This window comes from Bradyrhizobium sp. USDA 327, from assembly GCF_041262065.1.
Classification (GTDB): Bacteria; Pseudomonadota; Alphaproteobacteria; order Rhizobiales; family Xanthobacteraceae; genus Bradyrhizobium; species Bradyrhizobium liaoningense.
Genome location: NZ_JBGCCW010000001.1, coordinates 2826210 through 2843605 on the forward strand (window position 1 = coordinate 2826210; position 17396 = coordinate 2843605).

Sequence of the window (17396 nt, forward strand, 5' to 3'; positions counted from 1 at the left end):
GATGGCCGGCGCCTGGCGCAGCCGCGCATGACCGTAAACGCCGCTTGCTCAGCAGCGACTCGGCGGCCCCGAATCCGTTCTTCAATGCGCTGGGAGCGGCGACGGCGCGGCGGGAGCGACGTCGAAGGCGCCGAGGTGGAATTCTTCGCCGATCGATGCGTCCGGATCGGCCGGTTGCGCCAGCAGGGTGAACGCGGCCTGTGGGTATCGCTTCCAGATCTCGATATCGCCGGCGGTGATGGTGAGCCAGCCGAACGTGTACATGTAGCGTCCGGGCTCGGTGACCCGGCCGACCCTGTCCCAAGTGATCTTATCAACTGCGACTTTATCAACTGTGATCTTGTCGACTGCCATTCGGTCCCCCGAGCGCAAGTCTGCACATTGACGTCCGGCCCGAGGCACAGACCTACATAAGCTGATACCGCATTTTGGCCGCGATAGGGCAGCGATGCGGTGGATCAGGCCGGCTGCGATGAGCGCACGATCAGGCGGACGAGGTTGTCCCGGGACTGCTTCTCGGTGAATTTGACCGCAAAGCCGTGCGCGAATTTGCGGATCACCCGCCCGACGCAGGCGCCGACCGCAAGCGGGGTTCCGATCGGCGGATCGTACTCGGAGGACACCGCGACGCCGGCCGTCGAGACGTCGATGATGAAGCACGAATGAGTGCTCCCGTCCGCGAGGGTCAGGACCGTGTGCGAGACCTGCGGAACGAAGCGCGCGTCACGCCGTAGCTCGCGAACGCTGGCATCCTTCTGCTTCTTCTCGAGCCAGGTCAGCTTTTCCGACATCCAGGCGCGCCGCGCCCGCGTCATGTCGAGCTCCATCAGGAAGCCCGCCTTCAATGTCGCGCTGATGGTGCACTGGAATTCGCCGAAATCCTGGAAGTAGGAGGTCACGCGCTCGCCGACCTTGCCGACGACAGGCACGTCCACGATCATGCGGAAGGGCGAGACTCGCTTGGTCCGGCAGGCGAAGCTGCGGAGCTTGCCCTCGCAATCGTACCAGCGGGGCAGCGAGTAGCTGCCGCTCACCGCAACGTCCACTGCTCGTTGCCTGAGGAACTCTTCGACGGACATGATCGCCGATCTGTTTGGGATTCCGTGGTTCCACGGCTAGCGGCCAAACTCTAAGCAATTGACACCGGCGCGCATGAGCAGGGGTAAATTTCCGGTAAATGCGCGAACGAGAGTCGCGCGATGGCTCGCGGCGTAAGGTCGCAATACCGTCACAGCAGAATCAAGCGATGGCGTTTCAGACCAGCCCGAGCAGCACCAGCAGCGCCAGCACGCCAACGAGAATGACGGTCTTTATCGTCGTCCGAGCCAGGCCGTCCGGCCTGATCGACAAGTTGAACCACGGACCTGCGCGCCGGATCGTCAGCGCGGCGAGCGCATCGAAAATGGCGAGCGCGAGAGCGATGCCGGCGATCCAAAACCATGGGGCGGCCGGTGGCATCCACGCGGCGAGAAAGGCGGGGACGGAGCTTCTCATGGATACGAGTAGCGCGATCCAGGCGAACCAGAACACGGAGCCCTTGACGATATCGGGCCCGATCGTATCGGGCTCGAACCTGATCTCGATCGCTCCGAACGCGCTTTCGATGCGCGTGCCGTCGCCCAGGAAGAGAAACGCGCCGAGGTAGAGAGGAACGCTGGACTGGAACAGGAGCGCAATGATGCCGAACAGGATTGCGTAGCTGCAGGCATCGCCGAGAATCGTCATGCCCGCCGCGGGCGGCGATGATGTCTTGGGCTGCGTCTTGGGCTGCGCAGCCGCGCCCTGGCGCTGCGGAAGCGCTCTGGCGCGCGCCATGTGCTCGAGCATCCTGGCACGCCGGTCCGGCACATGGGGTGCCGCGCGATGCATCCAGGGCGGCGGCTGCGGGGCAGCGCCGGAATGGCTCTTGGGAATGGTCTCGCGCTGCTCCACGGGCCTGTACCGGTTCCGATCGGAGATTGGTCGGAGGGCGGAGGCGGGGAGTTCATGCCGCGGCGGAGGATTGTCGGCGTTGGCGAGCCATCGCGCAGCTGGCGCTCCCTAGCGGAATCGAACCGCTCTCTCCACCGTGAAAGGGTGGCGTCCTAACCGATAGACGAAGGGAGCAAACGCAGGGCCCCGCCGCTTGCCGCGGCACGGCCGCTGGCCGGCCGAACAGCGCCCGGCGGCTTGCAGCGGGCGAACGTATAGTGGCGTTTGCGCTCCCGGGCAAGCCGTTCGGGAACGGACTTTTGGCGCCCGTGGATAGCGTGGACCGGGGGGCATCGGGGGAGATTTCAACGGTTTCTTAGGGTTCCCTGCGTAGCGCTGGAGCGGGAGATTTTCCAAATGCCACCGCCGAAAAAGCGCGCAGCCCGCAAGCTGTTGTCGCAGCACGCCTGGATCACCCTCGACGGCGGCTTCGCCGCACGGCATTGCCTGGTCCGGGACATCTCGGACACGGGCGCGAAAATCACGCTGGACGAGGACGCGAGCCAGCTTCCGGGCGTGATCCGGATGGCCTTCGCGCGCGACGCGCGCACCGGGCGGAGCTGCCAGGTGGTCTGGCGCCGGGGCAAGTCGGCCGGCGTCAAGTTCATCTGATCGCGGACGCGGACGCCCCGATGGCGCGCCCCGCCGGTCCGGGCTACAAGGCGGCGATGCGTACGCCGCTCCTCATCCTGATCTCGTTGCTGGCCACGTCCGCGACCGCGGCCGAGAGCCTCCGCCTTCCGCCTGCCGAACGGCAGCAAGCGGGCAACGCCCCGCCGTTGAAGAGCACCGTCGGAAAGACAAGAGCGGGCTCCTGCGCCTCCTACGGCCCGCGCTTCGTCATGGTCGAGGGCACCGGGACCTGCGTGAAGGTCGGTGGCTCGATCAGCATCGACACCAGCGTCAGGCGCTAAGGGCCATGCCGGCGGACCTGCTGCGGCTCGACCTCATCGTTCCCATCATGATGTATTGCGCGCTGCTGTGGTGGGTCGGCCGCGGCCTGAGCTGGACGGCCCGGCTGGCGACCGCCGTGGTGACGCTGGTGCTCATCATCGCCGTCCTGCTGGTCGAGCGCGGCTGGCGCTGAAGCCCCGACAAAACTGCGAAAACAACCCCATGCACAGTAGCCAAGTCACGGCAAACGCTGGTCATTCCGTTCTTAGGATTTGGCGAATATGGCTTTGACGCGTCGGGCAAAACAGGGGTATGATGTCATCGTTGAAAGGTGCGGCCGATAGGTCGCGCGGCTTGCTCAGACATCACCTCCGCTCGCGCGATCGCTGCAGCTTGCACCCTGCCAGCGGTCACGACATCGGCGGTGCGACGAATTGCGCAAATCCGGGCCGTTTGTCGAGCTCGGCGAGCCAGCGGGTGAGGTGCGGCTGCGCGGGCCGGCTGATGCCTTCGACCCCGAGCCAGCGCCGCGCATAGGACCCGATCGCGATGTCGGCGAGCGTGAACGCATCGCCCTCGATGAAGCGGCGCGAAGAGAGCAGGCGGTCGGCGATGGCCCAGACCTCGGCGGCAGCATCGGCATCGCGCTGCACCTGGATCATGTCGCGCTCGGCGGGCGCCGTGCGCACGATGCCCCAGAACACCGGGCGGTCGACCGGCTGCACGGTCGACAGCGTCCAGTCGAGCCAGCGGTCGACCGAGGCGCGCTGCTTCGGCGCCTCCGGGTAGATCGGCGTGCCGCTTCCATGCGCGAGGCAGAGATAGCGCATGATCGAGTTGGACTCCCACAGCACGAAGTCGCCCTCGACCAGCGTCGGGATCCGCGCATTGGGGTTCATCGCGAGATAGTCGGCCTCGCGGGTCTTGCCGTATTGCATGCCGGCGTCGACGCGCTCGCAAGCGAGGCCAAGCTCGGTGAGACACCACAGCACCTTCTGCACGTTGACCGAATTGGCGCGGCCCCAGATCGTCATCTTGGTATCAGGCATGAAGCGTCTCCCCGCATTGTCGCTTGCTGCGGGTGATAGCGGAATTCGCTGGTCGGAGCGATGCGCGATTGCGGCGCGCCCCTCATGCAAAAAGCTCCGCACGCGGCGGAGCTTTCGTTGCAAAGTTCGACCTGACGGTCAGCGGCCGAAGAACAGCCACAACAGAATGATCACCGGGATCGGCACGCCAATCATCCACAGCAATAGCCCTCTCGCCATCGCATCCTCCTCCAATTGTCTCACTGGAGGGTGAACGCGGGTCGTGAGCGCTTGTTCCGCGCGCAAACCTACCAATGACCGGTGTTCGGCATCGACAGCCACGGCTCCTGCGGCGGCTTCGGATCGCCCTTCTGCAACAGCTCGATCGAGTGCAGGTCCGGCGAGCGCACGAAGGCCATGTTGCCGTCGCGCGGGGGACGGTTGATGGTGACGCCGGCCTTCATCAGCTTCTCGCACGTGGCGTAGATGTCGTCGACCTCATAGGCGAGATGGCCGAAGAAGCGATCCTCGCCGTAGGTCTCCTCGTCCCAATTGTAAGTGAGCTCGACCAGCGGCGCCCCGCGCGTCGGCGGCTGCTTCTTCAGCGCCTCGAGATCGTCCGCCGAGCACAGGAACACCAGTGTGAAGCGCCCCTTGTCGTTCTCGATCCGCCGCACCTCCTTCAAGCCGAAAGCATCAACATAGAATTTCAGCGCGACATCGAGATTGCGCACGCGCAGCATGGTGTGGAGGTATCGCATGGTTGTTGCTCCCTGGAACGAATGGAGGGTTTTGGCGGCGGCGGAGCCGGCGGAGGGAGGGATAGCAGGAATTCGGGAGGAGGGGCAGGGGGCGGAGCCAGTGTACGTGGAGCCCCAAGCATCGCGAAGACGCAAATGGCTATAACGGCTGTGATCCTGGGAGGCATCTCGACTTTGGATTGTTCTCGTGAGAGGATGCACGTGTCTCGTTGGGAAACGCGACCTCCCTGCATATTGCGCAGGGGCAAGATTGGAGGCTTTCCGTGCGCGAATTTGAAGAGGGCGCCGTATTGTACGTGCGCGCAATTGCTGGACTGCACGTTGTTACGCTGGCCTGGGACTTCGCGCCGGGCCAGGAAGCCAGGAAGACCGGACTATTGGGCTTCGCCATCGAGCGCACCGAGTTCGACAAGAACGGGAATGTTCACGAGCGCTACTTCATCCGGGGGATCAAGCGCTTCAAGCACAAGGATGAAGGGCTGGCTCCCGGAACTCCGGTGCCGACGTCGGAGCATCCGATTCAGACATTTCAGTGGGGCGACTACACGGCGAGACCGGCGACAACCTACGAGTTCAGCGTCATCCCGATTTACGGCAAGCCGAAATTACTCGAACTCGATGTTGCATCAGCAACCAGAATTCGCGTGAGTACGGAGGCCGAAGAGGGCGGGAAGAAGCCCGGAGAAACCACCCACGATATCTACTTCAACCGTGGCGCGGCCGGGTCTCAGGCGTTCGCGCGCAAGTTCGGCAAGACCGAGCTCGATGAAAACGATCCCAGCTCGGATGCGATGAAATGGCTTTCCCGAGGCTTGTTCGAGGCGCTCGTCAAGTTCATCGAATATCCCGCAACGCTACAAAACCCTGACGCGTACGCGTTGCGGGCGATGCTCTACGAATTTCGCTACAAGCCCGTCGGCCTGGCGTTCAAGAAAGCGAAGAATGCGGGCGTCGACGTCGATATCCGCTACGAGGCACAAAGCTATGCGGACGAAAACGAGGAGATGATAGCTGCGGCCAAGATCAAGAGCATCTGCACGCCGCAGAAGTCACGCGCCGGCATCAGGCATAACAAATTCATCGTTCTGCTCCACGACGGCGTGCCGATCGCCGTCTGGACGGGGTCGACGAACATTTCCTCGGGCGGAATCTTCGGTCATTCCAATGTCGGCCACGTCATATGGGACGGTGAGATTGCACAGAGCTTCCTCGATTATTGGGAGCGCCTCGCTGCACCGGACGTGACGCTGACTCCCCTGAAGAACGCGAATCTCGCTGTTGATGCGACGCCTGCGCGCCATACCTTGCCGCCGAAGGATCGCATCTTGCAGCTGTACTCGCCGCGCGACGGCAAGACCAAGCCAACGACGCTGGAGTGGTACGCGGATCTCCTCGCCGACGCCAAGCGGATGGCTTGCATAACCTTCGCCTTCAATCTGGATGACTTCTTCTACAAGGCGCTGGCAAAGGACGATGATACGCTCCGCTACTCGCTTTTCGACAAGGACCCCGGAGACGAGTTTGCCGACGAAATCAAAGTGACGGGCAACAGTGTCATGGCGCCCGGAGCCAAGCTTTCAAAGGGCGACATCGAATTCTTCCTCGGCGAGAAGCTGACGGGTTTCAACCGCAACTTTTATGTTCACGACAAGTTTCTGCTGGTCGATCCCTTGAGTTCTGACCCGATCGTCGTAACGGGCACCGCCAATTTCAGCAGGCCGTCGCAGAACGCCAACGACGAGAACATGCTGGTCATCCGCGGCAACACAAGAGTCGCCGACATCTATTTCGGCGAGTTCATGCGCGTGTTCGACCACTTCTACTCGCGTTATGTCATCAAGAAGATCAAGGAGGCGGGCAAGGGCGACCCGGACGCCGGCTTCCTGAAGGAGGATTGGAAGGAATGGGTGCCCGGTCATTTCAAGGCGGGGCAAAAGCAGCTACGGCGTGAGATATTCATGAAGGAGGATTGAGCCGCGACTGTCGGGCTTTAACGCTGCCCGGAGACACGGCTTCGTTCCCGACCTCTCACGCCGCCTTCTCGACATCCTTCACGATAATCTCGACTTCGAAATAGCCCATGTCGCGGAGCTCGGCGGCCTTCTTCTCGGCCGCTTCCCTTGTGTCGCGCTTCAAAATGATCTGGCCCGCTCCGTCGCGGGCGCAAACGAAATAAGGCATTTTCGATTCCCAATTTCGTTTGCATACACATGGCTCCGGATTCCCGCAAGAATACGGGTCACCGCTCCAGCCCGGCCTTTTGCCGCATCTCCTCGATCAGCTCCGAGGCCTCGGCCTTGGTCAGTTCATCCTCCGGGCGCGCACGTTCTTCGAGGACGGCGATTATGCGCTGTATCGCGACCTGCTTGCGGCGAACTGCAAGGACGCTGGGGTCGAGGTGTGGGCCTAGTGCCTGATGCCGAACCACGTGCACCTGATCCTGGTGCCGTCCGATCCCGACGGGCTGCGGCGTGCGCTCTCGCGCGTGCACCGCAGCTACGCCGGGATCATCCACGCGCGACGTAAGCGTACCGGTCATTTCTGGCAGGGCCGGTTCGGCGCTGTTGCCATGGACGAAGAACATCTCGCGGCGGCGCTGCGCTACGTGTCGCTCAATCCGGTGCGGGCGCGCCTGGTGCCGCGGGCACAGGACTGGCGCTGGTCGAGCACGCGCGCGCATTTGCGCGGCAGGGACGATGGCGTGACCGCGCTGGCGCCGATCCGCGATCGTTTTCCGGAGTTCGCCGATCTGCTGGCGACCGAACGGGAAGACGATCTGTTCGACGCCCTGCGTTCAGCCGAGAGCATCGGCCGGCCGCTTGGAGACAGCCGCTTTCTTAGCCGTCTCGAACGTCAGACCGGGCGCGTCCTCAAGCCCGCCAAGCGCGGCCGAAGCTGTCGGTGGAGTCGGGGGTATTTAGTGCACTGTCACCGTAATAAGGGTTCATTCCCTCAACACTTGAACCCCGCCAGAGGTGGTGCCGACTAAACGCCATGGCCGCACTCGTTGCAGAACTCCTGTTTGACCTCGTCAGAAGCATCGCTGCTAGCTGGCTGAGACAGGCTGCGGTGGCCATCTCTGCGTGGCTCGATACGAAGATTCATGGCCGTGCTGCACGCGTTGTCGTGGGCGGCCTTCTCGGGATCGCCGCCTATTTCCTCATTCCCGTTATCGCCGGCCTGCTGGGGCTGTGATGTACTCCGTTAAAGCGAGCCTCATCATCGCATTGGCAATCGGGGCGTTCATCTCCTCAGTGCTCCTCGTCGCGGAGCCTCTAACCGACTTCGCGTTCCTCTCGCTGGAGTGGCCGGGCATCACCGCGGCTTATTTTTTCTGGGGAGCGGTCGGAGGATCCACCTTCCTCGGCATCGCCATTTGCTGGGGCGTGAACGCACTGACCTACGGTCTGGGCGCTTTCGTCATTCTCAGCGCCTTTAAGGTGCTGAGGGAAGCATGAAGCCCTGGGCTTCAGATGATGGGAAAGATTGCGAGGGTTGCTGCGCTTTGGGGCACCGCGGGGCAGATTGGGTCGACCTTGATAGCAGCTGATGCCGCAGCGTTTGTTTGATCATGCACGGCCAACTCCGGCGACCGTGCCCACTCGCTCACGCCGCCTTCTCGACATCCTTCACGACGATCTCGACTTCGAAATAGCCCATGTCACGGAGCTCGGCGGCCTTCTTCTCGGCCGCTTCCCTTGTGTCGCGCTTCAAAATGATCTGGCCCGCTCCGTCGCGGGCGCAAACGAAATAAGGCATTTTCGATTCCCAATTTCGTTTGCATATACGTGGTTCCGGATTCCCGCAAGAATACGGGTCACCGCTCCAGCCCGGCCTTTTGCCGCATCTCGTCGATCAGCTCCGAGGCCTCGGCCTTGGTTAGTTCCTCCTCCGGCAGGTCCTGGTGCGCCTGCTCGGCGAGGGTCTTGAGATAGGATTCCTGGGCTCCCGTCATCGGGTCGTCCCCGGAAACCCAATCTTTCGGTTCCTTCCGGGTATTGTCCGCCATCGCAAATCTCCTTTTCCGTCAAACGCCGGACTCGACTCTTCGTTCCGTTTTTGTTCTCTTTGGCCATATTCATATCGCGAGGGCTGAACATGCCGGACCTGGACTTTGTCAGGCGGGAGATCGAACGGATGCGCATCCAGATTGGCAGGCAGAGAAAGGAGATCCTGCAGCTGCAGCGGGCGGGCGTCGGGACCGCCTCGGCCGAAGCGCTGCTGTCGCGGATGGAGGCGAAGGTTGAAAGTCTCTGCGCCCAGCGCGACGCGCTGAGGAGCGCAGAGCCGCATCACAACAAGGGCAGGGTACTCGGCGGGAGGACATGGTGAGCAGGCGCTGGTTCGACGACGAGAGAGAGCTGTCGCCCTTCCTGACCGCGCTCGAGGACGTTCGTAGAAAGGCGACGCGGGAAGGGTGGTGCTATGCCCACGTCCAGGCCATCATCGTGGCCATCGACCAGTACGCGGAGGCCGCGACAGGCAACCGCGAATATTTCCTGAACAAGCCGGTTTCAATCGGCGACAACCGGAAGGCCGCGGATATTCCGTGAGGGACTGTGCCCTCGTGTCGTTGCTCGTGCATCGCATCGGGGCACGTCGCTGGTGTCAACGCTCGTGTTCGAGATGCGCCGTCAATTTGCACGGCGCCAAATTGCGATGACGGCGGTCCCAACTGCAGCTGTTCGCCGAGAGCGGCCACAAGCTGGAAGAGTAGCGATGGCTGACGGCGCGCAGGCCTGCCGCCATCGCACCGTCTTCTGCGCTCCCGTTACGACGGGGAGCAAGCAGCAACAGGGACGAAGACGTGCGCGCTCGTCGTTGCGCCGATCAGCGTGGCGAGACCGAGGAGGAGGGCGCTGACCTGGTCCGACCGGGCGAAGCGGCCTTCCTCGGCGGAGTAGTCCGTCGAGTTTTGCCGGGCTTCGGACGCGCTACGGGTGTGATCCCGTTCTGCTCGTCGAATTGCTTCAACCAGGCCTGGATGTATCGGGGATCATCGGGACAAAGCTGTTTAAGCAAACGAAGGTTCTGCGCTCTGAATTCCACAAGGGTTTTCGGCATAATTCCTCCTCAGAACCCTGCCCGCCCAAAAGGTGCGTCGGGAGGGGAGCCGGGTCAACGGCAAAGAGAGGCTTGAAATTCCGGGCGAGCCGATGCAGCGCGCCTGAAACGAAAACCCCGCCTGGGGGAAGCGGGGTTCTCTGTCGGGGTGAAGCTTGGGGACGCTTCAACTGAAAGACGAGCAAGCCGGCAGAACGTTCAAAAGAGAATCCACAGCGCCGGACTTGCTGGGCAAACGCATATGGCTTCATTCGCGAGCTGAGCGCGCGCCTCGTCCTTCGAGACGGGAGCTTCGCGGTCTCCTCAGGATGGCTAAATGGCGTCGGTGCCCGCTGAAACTGCTCCCGCGCATTCCGTCCTCACGGGAGCGCAGAAGCCATGGTCCTAAGGACTGGGCGTTCAAGAGAAAAGATATTCCGCGCAGGAGGAGCCCGCGGCCTGCGCTTCATTCGAGCAGGCGCGGGTCACGTCGAAGCTCCGCCAATTGCCCTCGTGACTGCCCGGCGTGCTTTTCAGGAATCTGTGACTTGCTGAAGCGATGTCCGCATCCCAGTTCCACTGGTGTGCGATCAGATGTGCGGAGGACAAAATGCGCAGATTGTTGGTGATGTTCCTCGCGTTGGCTTCGCTGACCCAGGCCCACGCGGAGGGGAAGGTAAACGGCCCGGACGCCTCGTGCAGCTATACGTTGGCGAACGGGGACACGTACCAGATACCAGCGGGCCAGAATCTCTGCTGGCGCGTCCCGCCGCCCTCTTACAAGGTGTACACGCTCCTGCGTTGTGATCCGCCGTTTCAGGAACTCAGCCGGGTCCAGCCGGGCGATGGCCGCTGTAACAAGTACGAGGAACGCCAATAACTGCCGCTGGATACGCGCCTCCGATGGCGGCTCTCACCGCGAGGCGTCACTTCAAGGCGTGATCGATCTTGTGCGCCAAGTGCCCGGTGTCGTGATCGCGACGCAGCTGGCTCAGCGACGTCTCGTTCAGCTGGGCCAGGACCTCGCTGAGCTGCGCCGCATCGGGATACCCGGCCGCAAAGCCCTTTCCATAGATCTTGCGCAATGTGCCGACCAGCGTGTTGCCGTGCTTCTTGCTGATCTGGCCATCCTTGTCCCGATGGCGGCCATCCAGGCCCGGTTCCTTCATGTGTCTCTCCCGTGCGGCGTCTGAAGCGCCTGAAGAGAGCCTGCGCTCAAACCAGTCGACTGGCAATGCCATCGCGCGCGCGTTGACGATTGCCCGCGCCGCCGCAAGGGCCCGCGCTTCTCTCGCCTGCTTGTGAAGGCGCCGTTGATTGTGGCGAACCGATCAGGGCAACACATTGCAGGAACGATTGCTCGATTGGAGCTGATGCGATGCGCTCTCCCTTTGCCATGGGTCTCATGGGTCTGCTGCTCGTCCTGTGCAGCGCCGCAGACGCAGCAACGGTGCATCGCCCTCGCGCACGCCCTCTTGCGGTAGACCGGCCACGCACGAATGCGACGCCACCGGCGCGCTTCGCGGTCCCCGGTTGGAGTGACGAAGCAACACGGCGCTGGCTCGACAATGCCTCGTCGAACGTCGGCCGAGGCGGATAGCGGCGACAGGCGCGGGTGATCGCTCGGAACTAAAGCATGATCCGGAAAAGTGCGCAGCGGTTTTCCGAAAAGATCATGCTTAAACAACAACCTAAAGCGCGATGACGATTCATCCTAATCGCATCGCGCTTTAGGCGGCCTGCTCTTCAAACGAGGTGTAGACCCGGCCGTCGGGATCGACGACCTGAACGTCCCGGCAGCCGTCCTCGACAAGCTCTTTGGCTTTCTTGAGAGCGGCGGCGAGTGACAGCCGCTTGAGGTTGACGACGCCCGCCGTGTCGAAACCGTTGATTTCAAACATGCTGTCCCTCCGGTTTTGTGAAGCGTACACGTTTCCGGCGGCGTGTCTTCCGATTTTTGGGGTGGGAGGGCTTTGGGAACGGCAGCCAAGTGCCAAGCAGGAGCGATAAGCGCGTTGCGTGCACTGTCACCGCAACTCCAACGCATTCAGAAATCATGACATCAGTGCAGCTTCCAGAAGCGCAGAGCCATCGCTGTGCGGCATCGATCGCATCGGGGACGAGGGATCTTCCTTTTGGGAGACGGGAGGTCGGACGGCCACCCTCATCTCGCCCGGCACTCCCGGCGCTCTGATCCGCAATTGAATCGGCAGCCGGGAGCATTTGGGGGCTGGAACCCGAGCCGTGCCACATTCGCATCCGGGCGGCAATGCGTAGAACATCGCACTCCGGTAGTTATACGGAGTCCATTTTCGGAACGGGGTGTTCTATAGAATGAACACCGGCGCGATTTAAGTACTTGGTTCTATTTCTGCCGGGAATGCCGCAGTGGGGGCTGGAACCACGCTGCGGCTTTTCCCATTGCTTTGTTGGTTCATGTGGTCGGTCACCGTGAGGACCATCGGCGGCTTACCCCTCTCAAAATCCGGCCGAACATCAGCGCCTCGTCGTCCGCAGGTTTTGCTGACAAACCGCCGCTCGAGATCTGACAGCCGCATGTCGTCAAGCCAGCAATCGGCATTGAGAGCCAAGCGGTGGCTGCATCGATCATCGGCGCAACAAGCGAGGACGCCGCAGACGCCCATCTCGTGCATCTGGCGAAGGTGATCTCTTTCGTATCCTTTACAGGGGTGATGCACTGTTGCTGCGTCTGCAGCGGTGCACAATACGAGCAGCAGACCCATGAAACCCACGGCAAAAAGAGAGTGCATCGGATAGCGGCGACAGACGCGGGTGATCGCTCGGAACTAGGCGGCCTGCTCTCCAAACGAAGTGTGGACGCGGTCGTTGGGATCAACGACCTGAACGTCCCAGCATCCGTCCTGAACAAGCTCTTTGGCCTTCTTGAGGGCAGCGGCGAGTGACAGCCGCTTGAGGCTGACGACGCCCGCCGTGTCGAAACCGTTGATTTCAAACATGCCGCTCCTCCGATTGTCGCTATCGCGGACGCTCCACTCGAGATCCCACGAACTGGATAATCTCCTGGGCGGAGTAGACGCCCTGCGGCGGCGGACCAGGAGGTAGCTTCAGTACACGCACATAGACGTCTTGGCCCGGTCTGATCACGGTGTCCACGCTGCCGGGAGAGGTCATTGTGAACGCTTGATTGCCGACGAACGTTGTGTTGCTCGTTCCGGGTGTAACGACCGTGGACGCTCGACTGGCGTCCGCCGCGCTGATGATCTGAAAATGCGTCCCGCCGGCCGCTTGCGTGGTTTCTGCGGCTTTGAGGAGGACATAGTCCTGCACCGTGGCGGAGTTAGTGTAAGCGTTGCCTCGTGACTGTATGCGCCACGTGTCCGCAGTCATCTGCTGCGCCGCAACGCCGCCTGTAAACCCCATCTCCTGATATTTCGTGCCGCAGCCGCCCAAAGCGAGGCATAGCCCAGCGATCGCAATCAAACGCATGCTCGCCCCCTTGCAACAATCAAGCGCAACTAGGGGGAGAGATCAATGCGACGTTCGCCGAACTGGTAAAAATACCGCGGCCCGCGCGGGGGACCGTTAGTTCGGCCGCGCTCGCCAGCCGGTTTCCTCGTCGGGAATGGTGGCGGTAATATTGACGTCGGTCCCAGCCGACTGGCGCCAGGCGGCCACCCCGAAGCACAAGGTCAGCAGGACGGCCGTCACTAACAACAGCACCGATAGAAACTGGCTCACTCTGACACCCCTGAACACAACGCCTCTGGCGGAGGAGCGAGCACGGGAAGACGATTCGGAAAATGCAGAGCCGCTGACCTACAGGCATGTTTCCTCAGGTTGTAAAACGGTGGATGAGCACGTTTGACCTTTTGCCCGCCGCGACTTACGGCACATCATCCAAGACGTAGTGATATTTCCTGGGCGCGGGGTCGAATCTCGCCAAGCTCTTCCTCTTGGCCACAGACCAGACACTTGAAGATGGAATCGTCGTTGTGCTCCTCCGGACCGGTGAGGTCTGACCGGCACGTTCCACAAAGGATGCGTTGGTTCGATTGCGTCATCTTTCGCTCCTGATAGGCGGTTGTCTCCGGGGGGCACTGATGAACCCGCCAAGTACCTTGCGGACTTAGAGTTTCAAACCACTGAGAAGCCCAAAGGGAGCCGTCTGCGGCTTCTCGTTCGCCAACTTCCCGACTTCAAACCAAGGATGCCGCCCAGGTGCGCGAGGGAGTTGTGCTGCGAGTTCATAGGCGGGCATAGCGCCCGGATCAGCCGCTGTTCCACCTCGTGGAAGTGCACGTTGCTCTGAGCGTTGGTACGATGCACCCAAAGCTCATTGGCGCCGTCGCGCTTCGCCTGATCGATGCGTTTGTGGGAGCCGATCGCGATGGTCTGAACCTTCTCTTTCGGCCGCAGATCGATTGTCTCGCAAATCAGGCCGATGATCATCGCGAGCGGGATGGCAGCAATGCCTGCCAGTAGTCGCGTTTCATCAGCGCGGGCTTCCGCCGTCGAGTGGTCGCGTGCAGCCTTCTCGCGGTACGGAGAATCGAGAGTTCTTCCCACCTGCTTCCCAGTTTCAGTTTTCTCGGAACCAAAATGGGTAGTGTTGCCGATCAAGTCTTTGATTGTGCTTGGTGAGCGCGCTGGGGCTCGAACCCAGGACCCCGTGATTAAAAGTTATGGTTTTCCGGATTTCTTTGGATTTCATCCCCTTTCGTTGCCTTACATAAGCAACTGAAACTGTTGATATTTGCGCCTTAATGCGCTAACAATGGATTTCATCGGGCTGCGCGCTATTTCAGATTCTTGTGGCCCCGGAGTGGCCCCATGCCTGCCAAGAAGCACCGCAAAGAGCTTACCGCCACCATGATCACTCGGTTGAAGGCACCCGCGGCAGGGCGCCTTTGGGTGGCCGACTCAGTCGTCCCGGGCTTCGGCGTGCGTGTGACCGAAAAGGGCGCCAAAACGTTCGTGCTCCGGACCCGCTACCCCGGTGAGACCAGCGCGAGCCGGCGCGAGATCGGAAAGGTAGGAGAGACCGAGCTTGCCGATGCCCGGGAGAAGGCGCGGGGCTGGCTGAAGCTGATCGGCGAGGGCAAGGATCCCGCCAACGTTGAAGCGGAACAGCGGCGGTCGCAGGTTGCCAAGGACGCAATGACCGTCAATGCCGTGCTCGACGCCTTCGAGAAAGACCACGTGGAGGGGCTTCGGAGCGGCGATCAGGTCAAGGCTGCGTTTAAGAACCACGTTCGGCCCCGGATCGGGGAAAAGTCGATCTATGACCTAAAGCGCAGCGACATCGCGGCTATGCTCAACGAGATCAAAGCGGACAGCGGACCGGTCATGGCTGACAGGGTGCTGGCGCACGTCCGGAAGGCTTTCAACTGGCAAATGGTGCAGGACGACGAGTTCAAATCGCCAATCGTCCGTGGCATGTCCAAGACGAAACCCAAAGAGCGCGCGCGCAAGCGTACCCTGGCTGATGATGAAATTCGGGACGTGTGGACGGCTCTCGACCAGATGGAGCAGCCGACCTGCTATCCGCGTTACGTAAAATCTCTGTTGCTCGCGATGACCCGTCGGAACGAGTCCGCGCGGATGCACACCGACGAGCTGGAAAGCGATCTGTGGATCATTCCGGGTTCCCGTTACAAGAACAAGCAGGATCACGTCATTCCTATCACGTCCGCGCTCCGCGAGCTGATCGGCGATAAGCCGGCCGGTTGCAAGGGAAACTCTTGGTTTGTGTTCTCGACAACGACGGCGGGCGGCCAGTTGGATGGCGCCAAGCCGTTCAGCGGGTTCAGCAAGGCTAAGAAAGAACTCGACGCGATCATTTCAAAGATCCGCAAGGCGGAGGGTAGGGCGCCCATGAAGCAGTGGCAGCTTCATGACCTGCGCCGCACCGGCCGCAGCCTCATGAGCCGGGCCAAGGTCGATGCCGACCACGCCGAGCGTTGCATGGGTCACGTCATCGGCGGCGTCCGCGAAACCTATGACCGATATGAATACTTGGACGAGAAGCGCAAGGCGTTCGAGGCGTTGGCGTCCATGCTGGATATGATCCTAAACCCCGCCGGCCGACAACGTCGTACCGATGCGCGCTGAAGCGGTCGGGTAATTCAGTGCAATTCGCAACGTTTCATTAACCTTCGTGCGGCAGAATAGAGCTATCCAAGCCTTGAGGGGCTAGCTTTAAATCGTAGACCGAGATGGTCGACGAGAGACCGGGATGGTCTCGCTAGTGAGTAGGGCCGAGCGATCCGGGATGGGTCGGGACAAGCGCAACAAGCGCTCGCCCGGCCTTTTTTATTGGCGGCGAGCGATATCCCGGAGCATACCGCCGTGTCGCAGCAATTGATCGCCTACGAGGGCCTTTCGCCCAAAGGGATCGTCTACTCCAAAGTTCAGCTTTGGCGCCTTGAGCGGGCAGGGAAGTTTCCCAAGCGCGTGAGGCTTTCCGCGCAGCGTATTGCCTGGCTCGAAGCCGAAATTGACGAGTGGATCGCCGCGCGTATTGCAGCGCGCCGTCAGCCGATCGCCGCCTAATTCTTCGCTCCGGCCGCCGGTGGGGCCATCGGCGGTCTCGTGGCGCGGGGCGGGCGATGCCTTGAACTCTCCCAGCCCCGCAGCCCCACAATTCAAACCTCACAAGGAACATTCACAATGCAGAACGAACTCGACACCATCCTCGCCGGCCTCCGCGCCAACATTCAGCAAGAGATTCTGAATCACCGCGGCAACGATGTGGGCCTGGTCGCGTCCTTCACGACCAACCTTCGACACCACCACCAACGAGTCGATGCGAAATTCTCCAATCTGCGCCAAGTAGGCGCCGATATCGCTGCGATCGATGCCGCTTCGAGCCTGCCACCGAGATGATCGATCAGGCCATTCGGTCCGCAGAAGCGGCCGGCCGCGTCGAATTCGCCGCCTGATCCTCCGCATCAGCAAAAAGAGGATCGAGAACACATGTCCAAATTTTTCGTCGACTACATCAATCAACTCGACAACAGCCGCCCCGTGCAGAAGAAGGTCGGCGACATTATGCGAGTTCAACTCGGCATCAAAAACGGCGCGAAAGAAGAGGCTGCCGGCGCCGCAAAGTCGTCGAATTGGGAACACCTCAACGACCTCGGCAAGAAAGCCGCCAAGCGCGACGAGATATCGACGTTCGTCCAGTCCAATGCGCAAGCGAGAGTCGCGCTGCGGAAGTTGCGCGCCGATATCAAATCCTCACTGCCCAAGCTGCCGGGACGCGAAAAGGACGATCTCGCGGGCGTTTTGCAGGACCAGGAATATAGAGCCTACGTGCGCGGCCTTCCGCAGGAGCAGCGCGACCGCGCGCAGCGGTTGCATCCTGAGATCGCCGCAGCGGTGGCGCGGGCGCCCGCAGAACTATCCGGCGTGCCGGAGAGCGTCCACGGCGAACTGGTGAATGCGATGCTACGCCAAACGCACGGCGCCGAACTGGCCAAGATTGCCGCGGACGTAGCAGCGATGGAGCTGGCTGACGAACTTATCCGTGTGGCCGACAAGGAGATTCGATCCGCCGCGGAAGTGGCGCACGAGACTGATTTTCGTGTGTGGGCAAAACCATTGGTCGACCCACTGCTGATCGATGTGGGCGCAGATTTCGACGAGCTGTATCGGCGTCGCGAGCCCGAAGCGCTGAACGTGCTCGGCTCGCTCGTGGTCGCAGCGGAGTGATCTC

The 17396-nt window shown here is 61.6% G+C and carries 28 protein-coding genes and 1 tRNA gene; 13 read left to right on the forward strand and 16 right to left on the reverse strand.

Annotation, left to right across the window (positions count from 1 at the left end; all coding sequences use genetic code 11):
* Positions 1-81 precede the first annotated feature (81 nt).
* From ABIA42_RS12880 to ABIA42_RS12895, 4 genes are all read right to left on the reverse strand, one after another.
* A complete protein-coding gene (locus ABIA42_RS12880) occupies positions 82-354 on the reverse strand; it encodes a hypothetical protein (RefSeq protein WP_271530634.1) in 273 nt (90 codons plus the stop codon).
* A 104-nt stretch (positions 355-458) separates the two neighbouring features.
* Entirely contained in the window at positions 459-1079 is a 621-nt protein-coding gene (locus ABIA42_RS12885) for a PilZ domain-containing protein (RefSeq protein ID WP_370113245.1), read from the reverse strand.
* Between the two features lie 175 nt (positions 1080-1254).
* The gene (locus ABIA42_RS12890) at positions 1255-1932 is read right to left on the reverse strand and encodes a hypothetical protein (RefSeq protein WP_370113243.1); all 678 of its coding nucleotides are present in this window, start codon (positions 1930-1932) and stop codon (positions 1255-1257) included.
* 99 nt (positions 1933-2031) lie between these two features.
* A tRNA-Glu gene (locus ABIA42_RS12895) sits at positions 2032-2106 on the reverse strand.
* Positions 2107-2328: 222 nt separating this feature from the next.
* On the opposite strand from ABIA42_RS12895, the gene ABIA42_RS12900 reads away from it, so the two are divergent.
* The 3 genes from ABIA42_RS12900 to ABIA42_RS12910 are packed head-to-tail and all read left to right on the forward strand — an operon-like array spanning position 2329 to position 3058.
* Entirely contained in the window at positions 2329-2583 is a 255-nt protein-coding gene (locus ABIA42_RS12900; protein ID WP_028177535.1) for a PilZ domain-containing protein, read from the forward strand.
* A 56-nt stretch (positions 2584-2639) separates the two neighbouring features.
* Positions 2640-2885 (forward strand): hypothetical protein, encoded by a 246-nt coding sequence (locus tag ABIA42_RS12905; RefSeq protein ID WP_370123502.1) that lies wholly within the window; start codon positions 2640-2642, stop codon positions 2883-2885.
* 5 nt (positions 2886-2890) lie between these two features.
* Positions 2891-3058, forward strand: a complete 168-nt coding sequence (locus tag ABIA42_RS12910; RefSeq protein ID WP_035678397.1) for a hypothetical protein — start codon at positions 2891-2893, stop codon at positions 3056-3058.
* Between the two features lie 217 nt (positions 3059-3275).
* Here the strand turns inward: ABIA42_RS12910 and ABIA42_RS12915 are convergent, their stop codons facing one another.
* Positions 3276-3914, reverse strand: coding sequence for a glutathione S-transferase family protein (locus ABIA42_RS12915; protein WP_370113240.1), 639 nt, complete (start codon positions 3912-3914; stop codon positions 3276-3278).
* A 287-nt stretch (positions 3915-4201) separates the two neighbouring features.
* Positions 4202-4654, reverse strand: a complete 453-nt coding sequence (locus ABIA42_RS12920) for a VOC family protein (RefSeq protein WP_061880415.1) — start codon at positions 4652-4654, stop codon at positions 4202-4204.
* A gap of 263 nt (positions 4655-4917) precedes the next feature.
* Between ABIA42_RS12920 and ABIA42_RS12925 the strand changes: the two genes are divergently transcribed.
* Complete coding sequence (locus ABIA42_RS12925; protein WP_370113238.1) at positions 4918-6627, forward strand: phospholipase D-like domain-containing protein; 1710 nt, start codon at positions 4918-4920, stop codon at positions 6625-6627.
* A 55-nt stretch (positions 6628-6682) separates the two neighbouring features.
* On the opposite strand, the gene ABIA42_RS12930 is transcribed toward ABIA42_RS12925, so the two are convergent.
* Positions 6683-6835: a hypothetical protein gene (locus ABIA42_RS12930; protein WP_319332537.1), complete on the reverse strand. Its 153-nt coding sequence runs from the start codon at positions 6833-6835 to the stop codon at positions 6683-6685.
* A gap of 58 nt (positions 6836-6893) precedes the next feature.
* Entirely contained in the window at positions 6894-7082 is a 189-nt protein-coding gene (locus ABIA42_RS12935; RefSeq protein WP_370113236.1) for a hypothetical protein, read from the reverse strand.
* Here ABIA42_RS12935 and ABIA42_RS12940 point away from each other — a divergent pair.
* From ABIA42_RS12940 to ABIA42_RS12950, 3 genes are read left to right on the forward strand one after another with little or no spacing between them, the layout of a single operon-like run.
* On the forward strand, positions 7071-7643 hold the full coding sequence (locus ABIA42_RS12940; protein ID WP_370113234.1) for a transposase: 573 nt from the start codon (positions 7071-7073) through the stop codon (positions 7641-7643). The genes ABIA42_RS12935 and ABIA42_RS12940 overlap by 12 nt on opposite strands.
* 5 nt (positions 7644-7648) lie before the next feature.
* Complete coding sequence (locus ABIA42_RS12945; RefSeq protein WP_370113232.1) at positions 7649-7849, forward strand: hypothetical protein; 201 nt, start codon at positions 7649-7651, stop codon at positions 7847-7849.
* Positions 7849-8112, forward strand: a complete 264-nt coding sequence (locus tag ABIA42_RS12950; protein WP_271530640.1) for a hypothetical protein — start codon at positions 7849-7851, stop codon at positions 8110-8112. Before ABIA42_RS12945 ends, ABIA42_RS12950 begins: the two co-directional genes overlap by 1 nt.
* A 148-nt stretch (positions 8113-8260) precedes the next feature.
* On the opposite strand, the gene ABIA42_RS12955 is transcribed toward ABIA42_RS12950, so the two are convergent.
* Complete coding sequence (locus ABIA42_RS12955) at positions 8261-8413, reverse strand: hypothetical protein (RefSeq protein ID WP_271530641.1); 153 nt, start codon at positions 8411-8413, stop codon at positions 8261-8263.
* Positions 8414-8471: 58 nt separating this feature from the next.
* Positions 8472-8663, reverse strand: a complete 192-nt coding sequence (locus ABIA42_RS12960; protein WP_239623481.1) for a DUF3072 domain-containing protein — start codon at positions 8661-8663, stop codon at positions 8472-8474.
* A gap of 89 nt (positions 8664-8752) precedes the next feature.
* On the opposite strand from ABIA42_RS12960, the gene ABIA42_RS12965 reads away from it, so the two are divergent.
* Both ABIA42_RS12965 and ABIA42_RS12970 read left to right on the forward strand, forming a co-directional pair.
* The gene (locus ABIA42_RS12965; RefSeq protein WP_197968518.1) at positions 8753-8986 is read left to right on the forward strand and encodes a hypothetical protein; all 234 of its coding nucleotides are present in this window, start codon (positions 8753-8755) and stop codon (positions 8984-8986) included.
* Positions 8980-9207 (forward strand): hypothetical protein, encoded by a 228-nt coding sequence (locus tag ABIA42_RS12970; protein ID WP_124160848.1) that lies wholly within the window; start codon positions 8980-8982, stop codon positions 9205-9207. Before ABIA42_RS12965 ends, ABIA42_RS12970 begins: the two co-directional genes overlap by 7 nt.
* 1416 nt (positions 9208-10623) lie before the next feature.
* On the opposite strand, the gene ABIA42_RS12975 is transcribed toward ABIA42_RS12970, so the two are convergent.
* The 6 genes from ABIA42_RS12975 to ABIA42_RS13000 form a co-directional block, all read right to left on the reverse strand.
* Positions 10624-10866, reverse strand: a complete 243-nt coding sequence (locus ABIA42_RS12975) for a hypothetical protein (RefSeq protein ID WP_028181762.1) — start codon at positions 10864-10866, stop codon at positions 10624-10626.
* A 561-nt stretch (positions 10867-11427) separates the two neighbouring features.
* Positions 11428-11598 (reverse strand): hypothetical protein, encoded by a 171-nt coding sequence (locus ABIA42_RS12980; RefSeq protein WP_271530643.1) that lies wholly within the window; start codon positions 11596-11598, stop codon positions 11428-11430.
* A gap of 906 nt (positions 11599-12504) precedes the next feature.
* Entirely contained in the window at positions 12505-12675 is a 171-nt protein-coding gene (locus ABIA42_RS12985) for a hypothetical protein (protein WP_370113229.1), read from the reverse strand.
* Between the two features lie 19 nt (positions 12676-12694).
* Positions 12695-13165: a hypothetical protein gene (locus ABIA42_RS12990; RefSeq protein WP_271530645.1), complete on the reverse strand. Its 471-nt coding sequence runs from the start codon at positions 13163-13165 to the stop codon at positions 12695-12697.
* Between the two features lie 96 nt (positions 13166-13261).
* Complete coding sequence (locus ABIA42_RS12995) at positions 13262-13417, reverse strand: hypothetical protein (RefSeq protein ID WP_271530646.1); 156 nt, start codon at positions 13415-13417, stop codon at positions 13262-13264.
* Positions 13418-13813: 396 nt separating this feature from the next.
* Complete coding sequence (locus tag ABIA42_RS13000) at positions 13814-14299, reverse strand: hypothetical protein (protein WP_370113226.1); 486 nt, start codon at positions 14297-14299, stop codon at positions 13814-13816.
* 210 nt (positions 14300-14509) lie between these two features.
* Here ABIA42_RS13000 and ABIA42_RS13005 point away from each other — a divergent pair, with 210 nt between their 5' ends.
* The 4 genes from ABIA42_RS13005 (at position 14510) to ABIA42_RS13020 (ending at position 17392) form a co-directional block, all read left to right on the forward strand.
* Positions 14510-15790 (forward strand): tyrosine-type recombinase/integrase, encoded by a 1281-nt coding sequence (locus tag ABIA42_RS13005; RefSeq protein WP_370157137.1) that lies wholly within the window; start codon positions 14510-14512, stop codon positions 15788-15790.
* A gap of 237 nt (positions 15791-16027) precedes the next feature.
* Positions 16028-16231 carry a helix-turn-helix transcriptional regulator gene (locus tag ABIA42_RS13010; RefSeq protein WP_370113222.1) on the forward strand — a complete coding sequence of 68 codons (204 nt, stop codon included), beginning with the start codon at positions 16028-16030 and terminating at the stop codon, positions 16229-16231.
* Positions 16232-16348: 117 nt separating this feature from the next.
* The gene (locus tag ABIA42_RS13015; protein ID WP_370113220.1) at positions 16349-16564 is read left to right on the forward strand and encodes a hypothetical protein; all 216 of its coding nucleotides are present in this window, start codon (positions 16349-16351) and stop codon (positions 16562-16564) included.
* A gap of 90 nt (positions 16565-16654) precedes the next feature.
* Positions 16655-17392, forward strand: coding sequence for a hypothetical protein (locus tag ABIA42_RS13020; RefSeq protein ID WP_370113218.1), 738 nt, complete (start codon positions 16655-16657; stop codon positions 17390-17392).
* Positions 17393-17396 lie beyond the last annotated feature (4 nt).